14 protein-coding genes are annotated in these 14,133 nt (G+C 75.0%); 9 read left to right on the top strand and 5 right to left on the bottom strand.

Annotated elements, in window-relative coordinates:
- Positions 1-297: 297 nt before the first annotated feature.
- The gene (locus ACFC02_RS02065; protein ID WP_376350828.1) at positions 298-1,023 is read right to left on the bottom strand and encodes a gamma-glutamyl-gamma-aminobutyrate hydrolase family protein; all 726 of its coding nucleotides are present in this window, start codon (positions 1,021-1,023) and stop codon (positions 298-300) included.
- 91 nt (positions 1,024-1,114) lie between these two features.
- The gene (locus tag ACFC02_RS02060) at positions 1,115-1,855 is read right to left on the bottom strand and encodes a FadR/GntR family transcriptional regulator (protein WP_376350825.1); all 741 of its coding nucleotides are present in this window, start codon (positions 1,853-1,855) and stop codon (positions 1,115-1,117) included.
- A gap of 96 nt (positions 1,856-1,951) precedes the next feature.
- Here ACFC02_RS02060 and ACFC02_RS02055 point away from each other — a divergent pair, with 96 nt between their 5' ends.
- The 5 genes from ACFC02_RS02055 to ACFC02_RS02035 are packed head-to-tail and all read left to right on the top strand — an operon-like array spanning position 1,952 to position 6,554.
- A complete protein-coding gene (locus ACFC02_RS02055; protein ID WP_376350822.1) occupies positions 1,952-3,316 on the top strand; it encodes a glutamine synthetase family protein in 1,365 nt (454 codons plus the stop codon).
- 11 nt (positions 3,317-3,327) lie between these two features.
- On the top strand, positions 3,328-4,725 hold the full coding sequence (locus ACFC02_RS02050) for an aldehyde dehydrogenase family protein (RefSeq protein WP_376350819.1): 1,398 nt from the start codon (positions 3,328-3,330) through the stop codon (positions 4,723-4,725).
- On the top strand, positions 4,722-5,528 hold the full coding sequence (locus ACFC02_RS02045; protein ID WP_376350816.1) for a 3-oxoacyl-ACP reductase: 807 nt from the start codon (positions 4,722-4,724) through the stop codon (positions 5,526-5,528). The genes ACFC02_RS02050 and ACFC02_RS02045 overlap by 4 nt, the downstream gene beginning before the upstream one ends.
- Before the next feature lie 48 nt (positions 5,529-5,576).
- The gene (locus ACFC02_RS02040; protein ID WP_376350932.1) at positions 5,577-6,098 is read left to right on the top strand and encodes a DUF2510 domain-containing protein; all 522 of its coding nucleotides are present in this window, start codon (positions 5,577-5,579) and stop codon (positions 6,096-6,098) included.
- Between the two features lie 39 nt (positions 6,099-6,137).
- Positions 6,138-6,554, top strand: a complete 417-nt coding sequence (locus ACFC02_RS02035; protein ID WP_376350814.1) for a hypothetical protein — start codon at positions 6,138-6,140, stop codon at positions 6,552-6,554.
- Positions 6,555-6,573: 19 nt separating this feature from the next.
- Here the strand turns inward: ACFC02_RS02035 and ACFC02_RS02030 are convergent, their stop codons facing one another.
- Positions 6,574-7,776, bottom strand: coding sequence for an amino acid deaminase/aldolase (locus tag ACFC02_RS02030; RefSeq protein ID WP_376350812.1), 1,203 nt, complete (start codon positions 7,774-7,776; stop codon positions 6,574-6,576).
- Positions 7,777-8,410: 634 nt separating this feature from the next.
- Between ACFC02_RS02030 and ACFC02_RS02025 the strand changes: the two genes are divergently transcribed.
- Entirely contained in the window at positions 8,411-9,484 is a 1,074-nt protein-coding gene (locus ACFC02_RS02025) for a hypothetical protein (protein ID WP_376350810.1), read from the top strand.
- A gap of 38 nt (positions 9,485-9,522) precedes the next feature.
- A complete protein-coding gene (mycP, locus tag ACFC02_RS02020) occupies positions 9,523-10,719 on the top strand; it encodes a type VII secretion-associated serine protease mycosin (protein ID WP_376350807.1) in 1,197 nt (398 codons plus the stop codon).
- 49 nt (positions 10,720-10,768) lie between these two features.
- Here the strand turns inward: mycP and ACFC02_RS02015 are convergent, their stop codons facing one another.
- On the bottom strand, positions 10,769-11,827 hold the full coding sequence (locus tag ACFC02_RS02015; RefSeq protein WP_376350804.1) for a serine hydrolase: 1,059 nt from the start codon (positions 11,825-11,827) through the stop codon (positions 10,769-10,771).
- A 105-nt stretch (positions 11,828-11,932) separates the two neighbouring features.
- Between ACFC02_RS02015 and ACFC02_RS02010 the strand changes: the two genes are divergently transcribed.
- A complete protein-coding gene (locus ACFC02_RS02010; protein WP_376350802.1) occupies positions 11,933-12,670 on the top strand; it encodes an SseB family protein in 738 nt (245 codons plus the stop codon).
- Positions 12,671-12,682: 12 nt separating this feature from the next.
- Here ACFC02_RS02010 and ACFC02_RS02005 read toward each other — a convergent pair whose 3' ends face one another.
- On the bottom strand, positions 12,683-13,039 hold the full coding sequence (locus tag ACFC02_RS02005) for a DUF1844 domain-containing protein (protein ID WP_360965558.1): 357 nt from the start codon (positions 13,037-13,039) through the stop codon (positions 12,683-12,685).
- Positions 13,040-13,411: 372 nt separating this feature from the next.
- Here ACFC02_RS02005 and infC point away from each other — a divergent pair, with 372 nt between their 5' ends.
- Positions 13,412-14,062: a translation initiation factor IF-3 gene (gene infC / locus ACFC02_RS02000; protein WP_376350930.1), complete on the top strand. Its 651-nt coding sequence runs from the start codon at positions 13,412-13,414 to the stop codon at positions 14,060-14,062.
- Positions 14,063-14,133 lie beyond the last annotated feature (71 nt).

The raw sequence follows: 14,133 nt of genomic DNA, 5'->3' as shown, positions 1-14,133 counted from the left end.
GCCGCGTTCGGTCGAGCTGGGCGCTCGCTTGGGTGTGGTGGGGCGCGTGTGGGTGTGGTGGGGCGCGTGGTTCTGGTCAGGTCCGGTCGAACCGGGTTTCGCTTGGGCCTGGCGTTCGGTCGGGCCGGGCTTGGCTTGGGTGCGGTGCGGTGCGGTGCGGTGCGGTGAGGTGAGGTGAGGTGTCGGGCGCGTCCGCGGTCCCGGTCGCGTTCGGCTGAGCCCCGCGTTCACCTGGGTGCGGCCGGGGCACGCGCTCGGCCCCAGGCGCGGCCACCGGTTCGGCCGGCGAACGCGGGGTCACCGGCACGCCCCGGCCGCGTGGGCGGCCGCCGCTCGGACCAGTGCCCGCATGACCCGTGGGTCCTCGCCCATCTCCGGGTGCCACTGCACTCCCAGCACCCAGTGGGCGGTGGGCGGTGGCTCCACCGCCTCGACCGTGCCGTCCGCCGCGTGGGCCGAGGCGACGAGACCCGCGCCGAGCCGGTCCACGGCCTGGTGGTGGTAGGCCGGGACGGTCGCCGGCTCCGGGACCGCCGCCGCGCACCGGGTGCCGGGCACCGCGGTGACCGTGTGGGTGCCGAAGACGCCGACGGTCCCGGCGTGCCCGTCCAGGTGCTGGACCAGGGTGCCGCCCAGCGTGACGTTCAGCAGCTGCATGCCCCGGCAGATGCCGAGCAGCGGCAGCCGGACGGCCAGCGCGGCCTCGATCAGGGCGAGTTCCCAGGCATCCCGGGCCGGGGCCGGCGGCCCCGTGCGGGGGTCCGGCTCGGCGCCGTAGCGCACCGGCTCCACGTCCGGGCCGCCCGCGATGACCAGCCCGTCCAGCCGGGCCACGGTCTCCGCGGCCCGGTCGGGCGCGTCCGGCGGCAGCATCGCGGCGAGCCCGCCCGCCCGCTGCACCAGCCTCGGGTAACCGGCGGGCAGCAGCGCGGCCTCCAGCTCCCACACCCCCCACCGCGTCGCCGCCTCCAGGTACGTACTGACGCCGATCAGCGGTCGCCGTTCGCCGCCCTTCGCGGTCATCCCGCCTCCCGGTTCCCGCTCTCGGTCCGCAATGGTGCGCACCGGTACCTCCTCACGTCGGACACGTCCTCATACCACCCGTCTCCTGCCGTCACGTCAGAAAGCCCCGCAGGAGCGCCGCCGTCCCCGCGCAGTGCTCGCGCATCGCCTCCCGCGCACCGTGCGCGTCCCCCGCCAGCACCGCCGCGACCAGCGCCGCGTGCTGCCGCTGGGAGTGCTCCAGGTTGCGCACCAGCAGGGGTATGCAGTCGAGCAGGTCGTTCACCGTGGCCCGGACCGCCGCGTACTGCGCGGTCAGCGTGGGGGAGCCGCACGACTCGGCGAGGGTGAGGTGCAGCAGCGTGTCGCGGCGCCGGTAGTCCGCGGGCGGCGCGTCGTGCGTCCGCTCCAGCGCCTCGCGCAACCGTGCCGCCTGCCGGCCCGTCAGCCCCTGCTGCGCGCACAGACCCGCCGCGCCCACCTCCAGCACCCCGCGGAAGCGCAGCACGTCGTCGACGTCCGCCCCGGCGACCCGGCGGCGCAGCTCGCCCTCGTCGGCCGCGTCCGCGCGCGGGCGCACGAACGTACCGCCGTAGCGCCCCCGCCGGGCCTCGACGAGCCCCTGTTCCCGGAGCACCTTCAGCACCTCGCGCAGCGTCACCCGGCTGATCCCGAGCCGCCGGGCCAGCTCGCGCTCGGCGGGCAGCCGCTCACCCGCCGCCACCAGCCCGAGCCGCACCACCTGGAGGATCTGCTCCAGGGCCTCCTCGAAGCCGTTGCCCGCGCGCACCGGCCGCAGCACCGCCGTGAGCCGGTCCTCGCCCGCCCCGGCCGCGCCCGTCTCCCGGGTCATCCGGTCGCGCCCCCTTCCCAGGCAATGGTTCCGGGCAATACCTTATGGCTCCCGGCAGCGGCCGATGAGGCCGGAGCAGCCCGAGGAGGCCCGCCCGTGGCAGACCGCACACCCCCGCTCACCGTCGAGGAACTGCGGGCACTCGTCGCCGGCGGTGAGATCGACACGGTGGTCCTGGCCTTCCCGGACATGCAGGGACGGCTCCAGGGCAAGCGCTTCGCCGCCCGCTTCTTCCTCGACGAGGTCCTGCGGCACGGCACCGAGGGCTGCACCTACCTCCTCGCCGTCGACGCCGACATGAACACGGTCGACGGGTACGCCATGTCCTCCTGGGACCGCGGCTACGGCGACTTCGCCATGCACCCCGACCTCACCACGCTGCGCCGCATCCCCTGGCACCCCGGCACCGCCCTGGCCGTCGCCGACCTCGCCTGGAACGACGGCTCGCCGGTGGCCGCGGCCCCCCGGCAGATCCTGCGCCGCCAGCTCGCCCGCCTCGCCGAGCACGGCTGGACGGCCCAGGTCGGCACCGAGCTGGAGTTCATCGTCTTCAAGGACACCTACGAACAGGCCTGGGACGCCGGATACCACGGGCTCACCCCGGCCAACCAGTACAACATCGACTACTCCATCCTCGGCACCGGCCGCATCGAGCCCCTGCTGCGCCGCCTGCGCAACGACATGGCCGGCGCCGGCCTCACCGTCGAGTCCGCCAAGGGCGAGTGCAACCCCGGCCAGCACGAGATCGTCTTCCGCTACGACGAGGCCCTCGTCACCTGCGACCAGCACGCCCTCTACAAGACCGGGGCCAAGGAGATCGCCGCCCAGGAGGGCGTCTCGCTCACCTTCATGGCCAAGTACAACGCGCGCGAGGGCAACTCCTGCCACATCCACCTCTCCCTCGCCGACGCCGACGGCACCAACGCCATGGCCGGGTCGGAGCCGGGGGAGATGTCCGAGGTGATGCGGCACTTCCTCGCCGGACAGCTCGCCGCCCTGCGCGACTTCTCCCTGCTCTACGCCCCGGGCATCAACTCCTACAAGCGGTTCCAGCCCGGCTCCTTCGCCCCGACCGCCGTCGCCTGGGGCCACGACAACCGCACCTGCGCCCTGCGCGTCGTCGGCCACGGCCGCTCCCTGCGCTTCGAGAACCGGCTGCCCGGCGGCGACGTCAACCCGCACCTGGCCGTCGCCGCACTGGTCGCGGCCGGCCTGTACGGCGTCGACCAGCGCCTGCCCCTGCCCGAGCCGTGCCGGGGCAACGCCTACACCGCCGACCACGAGCACGTCCCCACGACCCTGCGCGAGGCCGCCGAGCTGTGGGAGAACAGCCCCATCGCCAAGGCGGCGTTCGGCGACGACGTCGTCGCGCACTACCGCAACATGGCCCGCGTCGAACTCGACGCGTTCGACGCCGCGGTCACCGACTGGGAGCTGCGCCGCTCCTTCGAACGCATGTGAGAGGCCCCGCCGTGCCGCACGAGCCCCGACCCGAGCTCCAGCCCGAGCCCGAGCTGCTGGTCCTCAACCCGGCCACCGAGGAGACCGTGGCCACCGTCCCCGCCGCCGGCGCCGCCGACGTCGAGCGCGCCGTCACCCGCGCGGCCAGGGCCCAGCAGGCCTGGGTGGCCACCGCCCCCGCCGACCGGGCCCGGCTGCTGCGCCGCTTCGCCGACGTCGTCGACGGCCACATCGAGGAACTGGCCCAGCTGGAGGTCCGCGAGGCGGGCCACCTCGTCGGCGACGCCCGCTGGGAGGCCGGCAACGCCCGCGACCTGCTGCTGTACGCGGCCGGTGGCGCCGAGCGGCTGCTGGGCCGGCAGATCCCGGTCCCCGGCGGCTGGGACGTCACCTTCCTCGAACCCCTGGGCGTCATCGGCGTGATCGCCCCCTGGAACTTCCCCATGCCGATCGCCGCCTGGGGCTCCTTCCCGGCCCTCGCTGCCGGCAACGCGGTCCTTCTCAAGCCCGCCGAGACCACCCCGCTCACCGCACTGCGCCTGGCGGAGCTGGGCCTTGAAGCGGGCCTGCCCGAGCACCTGTTCCAGGTCCTGCCCGGCCACGGCCGCACCGCCGGCCGCGCCCTGGTCGACCACCCCGGCGTCGCCAAGATCGTCTTCACCGGCTCCACCCGCACCGGCCGCGAGGTCATGGAACGCTGCGCCCGGCACGTCAAGCCCGTCACCCTCGAACTGGGCGGCAAGAGCCCGAACATCGTCTTCGCGGACGCCGACCTCAAGGCCGCCACCGACCCGTTCTCCTTCCTGGACAACGCCGGCCAGGACTGCTGCGCCCGCACCCGTGTCCTCGTCCAGGACTCCGTGTACGACGAGGTCCGCGAACTGCTCGCCGAGGCGCTGGCCGCCGTGGTGGTGGGCGACCCGGCCGACGAGAAGACCCGGATGGGCCCGCTGATCTCCCACGGGCAACTCGAGCGCGTACGCTCCTACGTCCCACCGCAGGCACCGGCCCTGCGCGGCACCGCACCCGACGGGCCCGGCTTCTGGTTCCCGCCGACCGTGCTCACCGGGGAGCGCCCGGACTCCGCCGCCGCCCGCGAGGAGATCTTCGGACCCGTGGCCGTCCTGCTGCCCTTCACCGGTGAACAGGACGCGATCCGCCTCGCCAACGACACCCCCTACGGCCTGTCCGGCTCCGTCTGGACCCGGGACGTCGGCCGCGCCCTGCGCGTCTGCCAGGCCGTCCGGGCGGGGAACCTGTCCGTCAACTCGCACGCCAGCGTCCGCTACTGGACCCCCTTCGGCGGCGCCAAGCAGTCCGGCGTCGGCCGCGAACTCGGCCCCGACGCCCTGACCGCCTTCACCGAGACCAAGAACGTCTTCATCAGCACGGAGGGCCCCGCGCAGTGACCGAAGAAACAGCGACCGAAGCGACCCCCGCCCCGGTCTGCCGCCGACTGGTCGGCCGCACCGCCGTCGTCACCGGAGCAGGCAGCGGCATCGGCCTCGCCGCGGCGCGCCGGCTCGCCTCCGAGGGCGCGCACGTCGTCTGCGGCGACATCGACGAGAGGAGCGGCAAGGCCGCGGCCGAGGCGACCGGCGGCCTGTTCGTCCAGGTCGACGTCACCGACCCCGGCCAGGTCGAGGCGCTGTTCAGGGCCGCCCACGACACCTACGGCAGCGTGGATGTCGCCTTCAACAACGCGGGCATCTCGCCGCCCGACGACGACTCCATCCTGGAGACCGGCCTGGAGGCCTGGCGGCGCGTCCAGGAGGTCAACCTCACCTCCGTCTACCTGTGCTGCAAGGCCGCCCTGCCCTACATGCGGCGCCAGGGGCGGGGCTCCATCATCAACACGGCCTCCTTCGTGGCCCGCATGGGCGCGGCCACCTCGCAGATCTCCTACACCGCGTCCAAGGGCGGTGTGCTGGCCATGTCCCGGGAACTGGGCGTGCAGTTCGCCCGCGAGGGCATCCGCGTGAACGCCCTGTGCCCCGGACCGGTCAACACCCCGCTCCTGCGGGAGCTGTTCGCCAAGGACCCCGAGCGCGCCGCGCGCCGCCTCGTGCACATCCCCCTCGGCCGGTTCGCGGAGGCCGAGGAGATCGCCGCCGCCGTCGCCTTCCTCGCCAGCGACGACTCGTCCTTCGTCAACGCCACCGACTTCCTGGTGGACGGCGGCATCTCGGGGGCGTACGTCACCCCGCTGTAGACACCCCTGCGGCGGCCCGGCGATCCGTCCTGCAGTGCTGGAGTGAGCATGACACCCCTGCCCGGCTGGTACCGCGATCCGTCGGTGCCGCACGGGGAGCGCTGGTGGGACGGCTCGTCCTGGACCGACCACCGGCGCACTCCCGGGGCACCCGGGGACCGGCCGCTCGCGCCGCCGCCCTCCGCGCCCGCCGGGGCCGGACCCCGCCGGGCCAAGGCGGCGGCCCTGACCACGGCCGGCGCGGTCCTCGCCGCCGCGATCGTCACCGGCGCGGTCCTGCTCGGCCGGGGCGGCGGCGCGGACACCACCGCGCCGAGCACCAACCCCGGCGGACCACCTGCCTCGCAGGCCCCGGCGGCACCGCCCCGTGCCCTGCCCGCCTCCCCGCCCCGCGCCCTGCCCGCCTCCCCGTCCGTGTCCTCTTCCGGCTCCTCGTCCGGGGCCGCCACCGGCGGTCCGTCCGCCGTCGTCGACCAGCTCAACGGCATCACGCTGCCGCTGCTCCCCGGCTGGCAGGAACCGCAGTACGTCTTGGCCAACGACGTGGTGATGACCACGCACGGCACGTAGGACTGCCCGGCGGGCGCCGGACTGTGCCGGCACGGCCTGGTGAGCACCCGGACGCCCGGCGCGGCCGACGGCACCCCGCCCCGGGCCCTGGCCGGGAACGACATCGCCGACGCCGCCGACGCGGCGTACGAGGAGAATGCGGCCGGCGCGCGCCCCTGCGACGGCGTCACCTCGCACCAGGCGGTCGCCTCCGGGCAGGTGGCGGTCGCGGGCCGCGCCGGATACTTCGTGCGCCGGCGCGTCCGTACCGGCAAGGGCCCCGGCGGCTACGTCGAGTCGCCGGCCTTCGCCTCCAGCACCGGAACCGAGGCCCCCGTCATCGTCCGCTTCGTCTTCGACGCGGGACCCGGCGGACCGCCCCTGGCCGGCATGGACCGGATCACCAACGGCATCCGGCCGGTCGGCGACACCGGCACCGGGGGCGGGGCCGGCAGCAGCATCGGCCCGCCCGGGTGAGCCCGGCAGGCTCACCGGCTCACAGGAAGGTGCGGCCCTCGCCCCGGTACGTCGGCACGGTCGCCGTCACCCGGTCGCCCTCGACCAGGTGCAGCGCGTCGAACCGCTCGCACAGCTCACCCGCCTTGGCGTGCCGGAACCACACCTTGTCGCCGATCAGGAGGTCGTCGGCGGGCGAGCCGAGCAGGGGGGTCTGCACCTCGCCGGGCCCCTCCTGCGGGTCGTAGCGCAGGCCCTCGGGCAGGTACGGCACCGGCAGCCGGTCCTGACCGGCCACGCCGGACGCCGGATAGCCGCCGCCCAGGACCGTCACGATCCCGACCCCCGGGCGCCGCACCACCGGCTGGGCGAACAGCGCCGCCGGACGGCCCCTGAAGGACGTGTAGTTGTCGAAGAGCCGCGGGACGTACAGACCCGAGCCCGCGGCGATCTCGGTCACGGCCGTCTCCGCCGCGGTGTGCTGGACACTGCCCGTGCCACCGCCGTTGACGAACTCCAGGTCCGGGGCCACCGCACGGACCGCCCGCACCACCGCGGCCCGCCGCTCGGCCAGTTCGCGGCGCGCCGCCGCCTGCATCAGCCGGACCACTCGCGAACGCAGCGGCCGCCCGGCCACCGCGTCCCCCACGCCGGCGATGTGCCCCTCGTACGCCATGATCCCGACGAGCCGGAACCCCGGCCGCCGGGCCACCGTACGGGCCATCTCGGCGACCTGGGCGGGGGAGTACAGCGGGGAACGGCGCGCGCCGACGCGGACCCGGCCGCCGAGCAGCTTCAGCGACGTGTCCAACTCCAGGCACACCCGCACGACTTCGCCTCCGCCCTCGCGGGCGGCGTCGATCAGGTCGAGCTGCGCCGGATCGTCGACCATCACCGTGACGGCGGCGGCGAGCTTGGGATCGGCGGCCAGTTCGGCGAAGCCGGCGCGGTCGGCGGACGGGTAGGCGAGCAGGACGTCGTCGAACCCGGAGCGGGCCAGCCACAGCGACTCGGCGAGCGTGAACGACATGATGCCCGCGAAACCGTCCTTGGCCAGGGCCCGTTCGAGCAGCGCACGGCAGCGCACGGACTTGCTGGCCACCCGGACCGGTTTGCCGCCGGCCCGGCGCAGCAGGTCGTCGGCGTTGGCGTCGAAGGCCTCCAGGTCGACGATCGCGACGGGGGCGTCGAGGTGGGCGGTGGCCCGGTCGTAACGGGCCCGGTCTGCGGCGCGTGCGGTCATGGACGCAGCCTGCCAGACAGGATTACCGCAGGGTAGGGGGACGTTCCGGTCAGATGCCCCGCGCACGCGGACCGGTTCCCGTCCGCGTGCGCTCAACCCGTAGAGTGACGCGCACGTACGGCGCGGCGGCGGCACGTTCCCGGCCGCCGGCCCGAGTCGGGATGGCACTTCGTTCGTACGGGTATGCGTGTCCGGTGACGGCGAGTCGGCACCGGGCGGGGCAACGAGAACGGCGGCCGGGCACGAGGGCACGGCCCGGGCACAGCGAAACGGGGGGTGCATGAGTACGGAAGCACGCCACGCTCCGATACCCCCGCGCCCCCCGAGACCACCCCACCCCCCTGCCCCCGCACGCGGCGCCACGGCACCACCCGGCCACTCGGCGACCGCCCCGGCCACGGCGCGGAGCACCGATGACGGCGACGCACCCGCGGCGGACGCCTCCGCAGGAGACGCCGCGTCCTGGTACGGCACCGCGCCGACGGCCGCTGTCGGCTGCGAGCCGGCGGCGCCCGGCGTCCGGCCGGCCGTTCCGGCGCGGGCGGCCCGGGCCGCGGAGGAGCCCACGCCCCCGGCCGCCCAGCCCCCGCCTCCGGCCTTCCGGTCTCCGGTGCGGCGGCCCGCGGAACCGGCCGTGCCGCCCCCGCCGCCCGCCTCGGCTCGCTTTCCCGACGCGCCGCCGCGTACGGACTTCGCCGGACCGGTCGCCGGGGAGCCCTCCGTACGCCCTGCCCGCGACCACGGGCGCGACACCTGTTCCGCCCCGGGCGGCAGCGGCGGCGTGCCCGGACCGGCGCTGTCCTGGAGCGCGTCCGTCGCCTCCGCGCCGCCCGGGAGCCGATCCGGCGCCGTGGCGCGGCCCTTCGTGACCCTCGGGGAGCCCGAGGGGTACGACGAGCAGGGGCGGGGCCGCGCCCTCGGTGTGCGCATACGGCCCCGGACCGCCCTGGCCGCCCTCTGCGTGGTCCTCGGCCTCGGGCTGATCGGCGGCGCCTTGACCGGCAGTTGGCTCACCGGGGAGACGGGCGACGACGGCACCGCCGGGTCCTTCACCACGGCGGGCACCCTCTGGCACAGCATCCCGGTCGACCGGCTCTTCCCGCCCACGGTGGACGGCCGGGGCGCCGGACCCGGCGGAGCCGACCGAACCTGGACCCGGGTCGCCGTCGCCCCGGACAGCGGCTGCGCGGACGCCTTCGACCCGCTGCTGCGCAAGGCCCTCGCCCCCGCCGGCTGCGGCCGCCTGCTGCGCGCCACCTACACGGACGCCACCCAGAGCTTCGTCACCACCGTCGGCCTGCTCTTCACCAAGGCCGACGCCCCCGCGATGAGTTCCCTGGCGGCCCGGTTCCGGAGCGAGGGGCTGGGCCGGCGCACGGACCTCATGCCCCGCCCGTACGCGGCCAAGGACACCGTCGCCGCATCCTTCGGCCTGCGGCAGCGCGCGTCCTGGACCGTCTCCGTGCTGACCGAGGCGCCCGTGGTCGTCTACGCCGTCTCGGGCTGGGCCGACGGCCGCACCGTCGACACCCCGCAGTCCGCCGCCGACGCGATGAAGGCGGGCGCCGGCACCGCCGTGGCCCAGGCCGGGCTCGGCAACGAGGCGCAGGGCCTGGCCGACCGCATCGAACGCGGTTTCCGCAGGACCGCCGACTCCGAGACCGCCGGCTCCCAGACCGCCGGCTCTGCCACGGAGAAGCCCTCGTGACAGCTTCGGCCACCTCCCCCGCATCCCCGGTACCTACCGTGACAGCCTTCCTCACCCGGCGGAGCGGCGCCCTGAGCCTCCTGCTCGCCGCCTGGCTCGCCCTCGTCCCGGCCACCGCCGCGCACGCCGACGGCATCCGGGCCCAGCAGTGGGCCCTGGACTCCCTGCACGTCCAGCAGGCCTGGCGCCTGACCAAGGGCAAGGGCGTCACCGTCGCCGTACTGGACACCGGTGTGGAGGCCGACCACCCCGACCTCACGGGCAACGTCCTGCCGGCCAAGGACCTGATCGGCTTCGGCGCGCGGCGCGGCGAGGACACCTGGGCGCGGCACGGCACCGCCATGGCCGGCATCATCGCCGGGCACGGCCACGGTCCCGGCGGCGCCGACGGAGTCCTGGGCATCGCTCCCGAGGCGAAGATCCTGCCCGTCCGGGTGATCCTCGAGGACGGTGACGAGGCCCGCGCCCGCGCCCGCACCACCCGGGGCAACGCGCTCGCCGACGGGATCCGCTGGGCCGCCGACCACGGCGCCGACGTCATCAACCTCTCCCTCGGCGACGACTCCGACTCCGCGCACCCCGAGCCCGCCGAGGACGAGGCCGTCCAGTACGCGCTGAAGAAGGGCACCGTCGTCGTGGCCTCGGCGGGCAACGGCGGCGACAAGGGCGACCACGTCTCCTACCCGGCCGCCTACCCGGGCGTGATCGCGGCGACCGCCGTGGACCGCTACGGCACCCGCGCCGCCTTCTCCACGCGCCGCTGGTACGCCACCGTCAGCGCGCCCGGTGTGGACATCGTCATCGCCGACCCGGACCACAAGTACTACAAGGGCTGGGGCACGAGCGCGGCCTCCGCCTTCGTCTCCGGCGCCGTCGCCCTCATCGAGGCCGGGCACCCCGGCCTGACGCCCGCGCAGATCAAGAAGCTCCTGGAGGACACCGCCCGCGACGCCCCCGTCGGCGGACGGGACGACTCCCGCGGCTTCGGCATGATCGACCCCGTCGCCGCCATCGAGGCCGCCGGCCGTGTCAAGCCCGTGGGGCTGCGCGCGGCCGCGTACGGCGAACGGTACTTCGGGCCCGGCCCCGGCACCGCGGTGCCGGACGACGGCGCCGACTGGGCGGGCCCCCTCGCGGGCGGCGCCGGGGGCGTCCTGCTGGTCGCCGCGGCCGTCCTGTGGCGCGGCCGGCGCGGCCGGCGCGAACGGTACGACCTCCGCGACTTCCAGCCGTAGCGGCCCGGGGCCCGGGGCGGGCGTGCGGCGGAGGCCGCCCCGCCCGTCGTCAGCCGGCCGTGGAAGCGGAAGGCGCAGCGGACCACGGAGCGGACGACGGAGCGGAAGGCGCAGCGGACCGCGCGGCCGCAGCGGCGGGCGCCGTGAACACCGACACCGCCGCCCGTGCCGACGCCTCCACCAGCGAGATGCCGGCCTCCTTCGTCGCGTTCCCGTGGGACAGGGCCGCCACCAGGTAGTCGTCCCCGCCCACTGTCACCCGCCCGATGCTGTTGACGACCCACAGACCGGTGGTGCTGCGCGGCAGCCAGCCGTTCTTCAGGGCCCACGCGGAGCCGTCGGCGGCGGCGGACACGCCCCAGTCCTGGTCGTCCGCGACCCCTCCCATCAGGCCCCGGAGGTACGCCCGCGACGCCGCGCTCAGCTTCGACTTGCGGCCGAACACCTGCTTGAGCAGGGCGAGCTGGTCGGCGGAGGTGGTCCGGGTCAGTCCCCACAGCGTGCCGTCGCCGCCGGAGGTCGCCGTCAGGCCGAACCGGCGGTTCGCCGCGTCCAGCCCGCCGGCCTCGCCGATGCTCCGCCACAGCGCCGACGCCGAGTCGTTGTCGCTGTTCTCGATCATCGCGGTGGCGTACGTCCGCTCCCACGCGGTCAGCCGTCGCCCGGCGTCCTGGGCCTGGAGCAGCAGGGCCGCCAGGATGTCGACCTTGACGATGCTCGCCGTCTCGAAGACCCCGTCCCCGTACCCGGCGCCCTGCCCGGAGTCGAGGTCGAGGACCGCGACCGACACGGCGGCGCCCTCCGCCACCGGCACCGATCCCATCGCCGTGGCCAGGAGCGCCGTCCGGTCCGCCACCGGCTCCGTCACCGCCTCCACCCCCGCTCTCGCGCTCGTCCCCGTCGGCGCCGGGGCGGGCGCCGTCGGTGACGATACGGCGCCGGAGCCCGTGCGGGCCGTCAGGCACGCGGTGCCCGTGGCCGTACCGCCCACGAGGACGGCGCAGACGAGCGCGGTGCGCAGCGGGCGCCGGCGCGGGGTGGGGCGCCCGCGGCCGGAGGGGCGCGGGCGGCGGCGACGGTGGTGGTGGCCGGGGGCCGGGGACTCCATGGCCGCGATGGTCGGGTCGGCGGCTGTGCGTGCCGTGGGGCCGGCGTGAGACGCGGGACAGGGGAGCCTGAGAAAACGGTGAACGGCCCCGGATAGGCTCGGGGCGTGGCGAACAAGAACATCCCCGACCCCGGTTTCTCCGACGACGACGGCTCCGCCGACCCGCGGCTGAGCGCGGCGCTCGCCGCCTGGGCCGAGGACCGCACCGCCGTGGACCCGGTGCTGGGCGCGCTCGAGGGCGCCCGGCTGCTCGTGCCCGTCGTCGCCGTGCTCGGTGAGGGGGAGCAGGACGAGAGGGGCCTGCGCCGCGAGAAGACCAGCGACATGGCCGTGCCGACCCTGAAGGCCGGTCACCGCACCGCGCTGCCCGCCTTCACCTCCACCGCCTCCCTGGCGCTCTGGGACCCGGCGGCCCGCCCCGTGGCCGTACCCCTGCGCCAGGCGCTGGAGGCCGCCGCGCACGAGAAGGCGGACACGGTCGTCCTGGATCTGGCCGGGCCGGTCCCGTTCGAGCTGACCGGGTCCGCGCTGCGCGCACTCGCCGAGGGCCGCACGACCGCCGACCCGCTGGCGGACCCGGCGGTCGTGGCGGCCGTACGGGACGCGGTGGCCGCCGAACCGGCGGTGCTGAGCGCCTGTCTGGGGCCGGGGCAGGCCGACGGCACCCTCGCACTCGTCCTCGACCCGGCGGCCACCGCGGCCCCGGCCGACACCGCCCGTGCCGTCGCCGGGCGCCTGGCCGCCAGCGACACACTGAGGGCCCGCCTGGTGCGCGGCCTCGACCTGGCACTGCTGCCGGCCGGGGCGACGCCGCCGGGCGAGCCCTTGTACGTGCGGGGGTAGGCGGGGGCGGGATCAGCCGTAGATCGGGCCCGTGTACTTCTCGCCCGGGCCCTGGCCCGGCTCGTCCGGGACCAGCGAGGCCTCGCGGAAGGCCAGCTGCAGCGACTTCAGGCCGTCGCGCAGCGGTGCCGCGTGGAAGGAGCTGATCTCGGTGGCGCTCGCGTCCAGCAGACCGGCGAGCGCGGTGACCAGCTTGCGGGCCTCGTCCAGGTCCTTGTAGGTGTCGCCCTCCTCGGTCAGGCCGAGCTTCACGGCGGCGGCGCTCATCAGGTTGACGGCGACCGTCACGATCACCTCGACCGCGGGGACCTCCGCGATGTCGCGGGTCATGGCGTCGAAGTCGGGGGTCTCAGGAGGGGTCTCACTCATGCCCCACACGATAGGTGGTCCCCCGGTCGCGCCTCGATTAGCCCTTGTCAAGCGATCCTGCTAATCTGGTGGGCGACCGGCTGGACGCGTGTGCCCCACGGCTAGCGAGTCCGGCCCACAAGTGGAGGCTTCGAACTCCCACCCGACCGCCTCCAGGGCGGCGGGTCACCGGTCAGGCGGTCCCGTCCCAGCGGCGGCGGCCCGCCCGAAATGCGCGCCCCGCGGCCATCGCGGCGGTCGCTCCGGTAGTTCGAGGAGCCCCGCCTGTGATCGTCCGGGGCATTTTTTCTGCTTCGGCGCGGTTAGGTCTTAGGAACACAGACGTACGCGGCTGTCCGCCAGACGGTCGCGTGGTGCTACCGAGGAGGATCCATCAGCGCCGAGCCCCGCATCAACGACCGGATTCGCGTTCCCGAGGTGCGACTTGTCGGTCCCAGTGGCGAGCAGGTGGGCATCGTCCCCCTGGCCAAGGCACTGGAGCTTGCGCAGGAGTACGACCTGGACCTGGTCGAGGTCGCGGCGAACGCCCGTCCGCCCGTGTGCAAGCTCATGGACTACGGGAAGTTCAAGTACGAGTCGGCCATGAAGGCCCGTGAGGCGCGCAAGAACCAGGCGCACACGGTCATCAAGGAGATGAAGCTCCGGCCGAAGATCGACCCGCACGACTATGACACCAAGAAGGGTCACGTCGTCCGGTTCCTCAAGCAGGGCGACAAGGTCAAGATCACGATCATGTTCCGTGGTCGCGAGCAGTCCCGCCCCGAGCTGGGCTACCGACTGCTGCAGCGCCTCGCGGAGGACGTCCAGGACCTCGGTTTCGTCGAGTCGAACCCGAAGCAGGACGGCCGGAACATGATCATGGTTCTCGGTCCGCACAAGAAGAAGACCGAGGCGATGGCCGAGGCCCGCCAGGCGCAGGAAGCCCGCAAGGCGGACGCGAAGGCCAACCCCGGCCGCTCGCAGAACGCCGCGGACATCGAGGCGTCTGACGAAGAGCCCGCCGAGGAGCACGCCGAGGCGTGACCCCCGGGACCCCGCGTCCCAGGTTGTAACCGAAACAAGAGCGACGCTCCAACCGTGCCCGGTTCTCGCGA

The organism is Streptomyces sp. NPDC056160 (assembly GCF_042268205.1).
GTDB lineage: Bacteria > Actinomycetota > Actinomycetes > Streptomycetales > Streptomycetaceae > Streptomyces.
The sequence above is the reverse complement of the archived record's forward strand: the minus strand, read 5'-3'. Positions and strand labels throughout refer to the sequence as shown.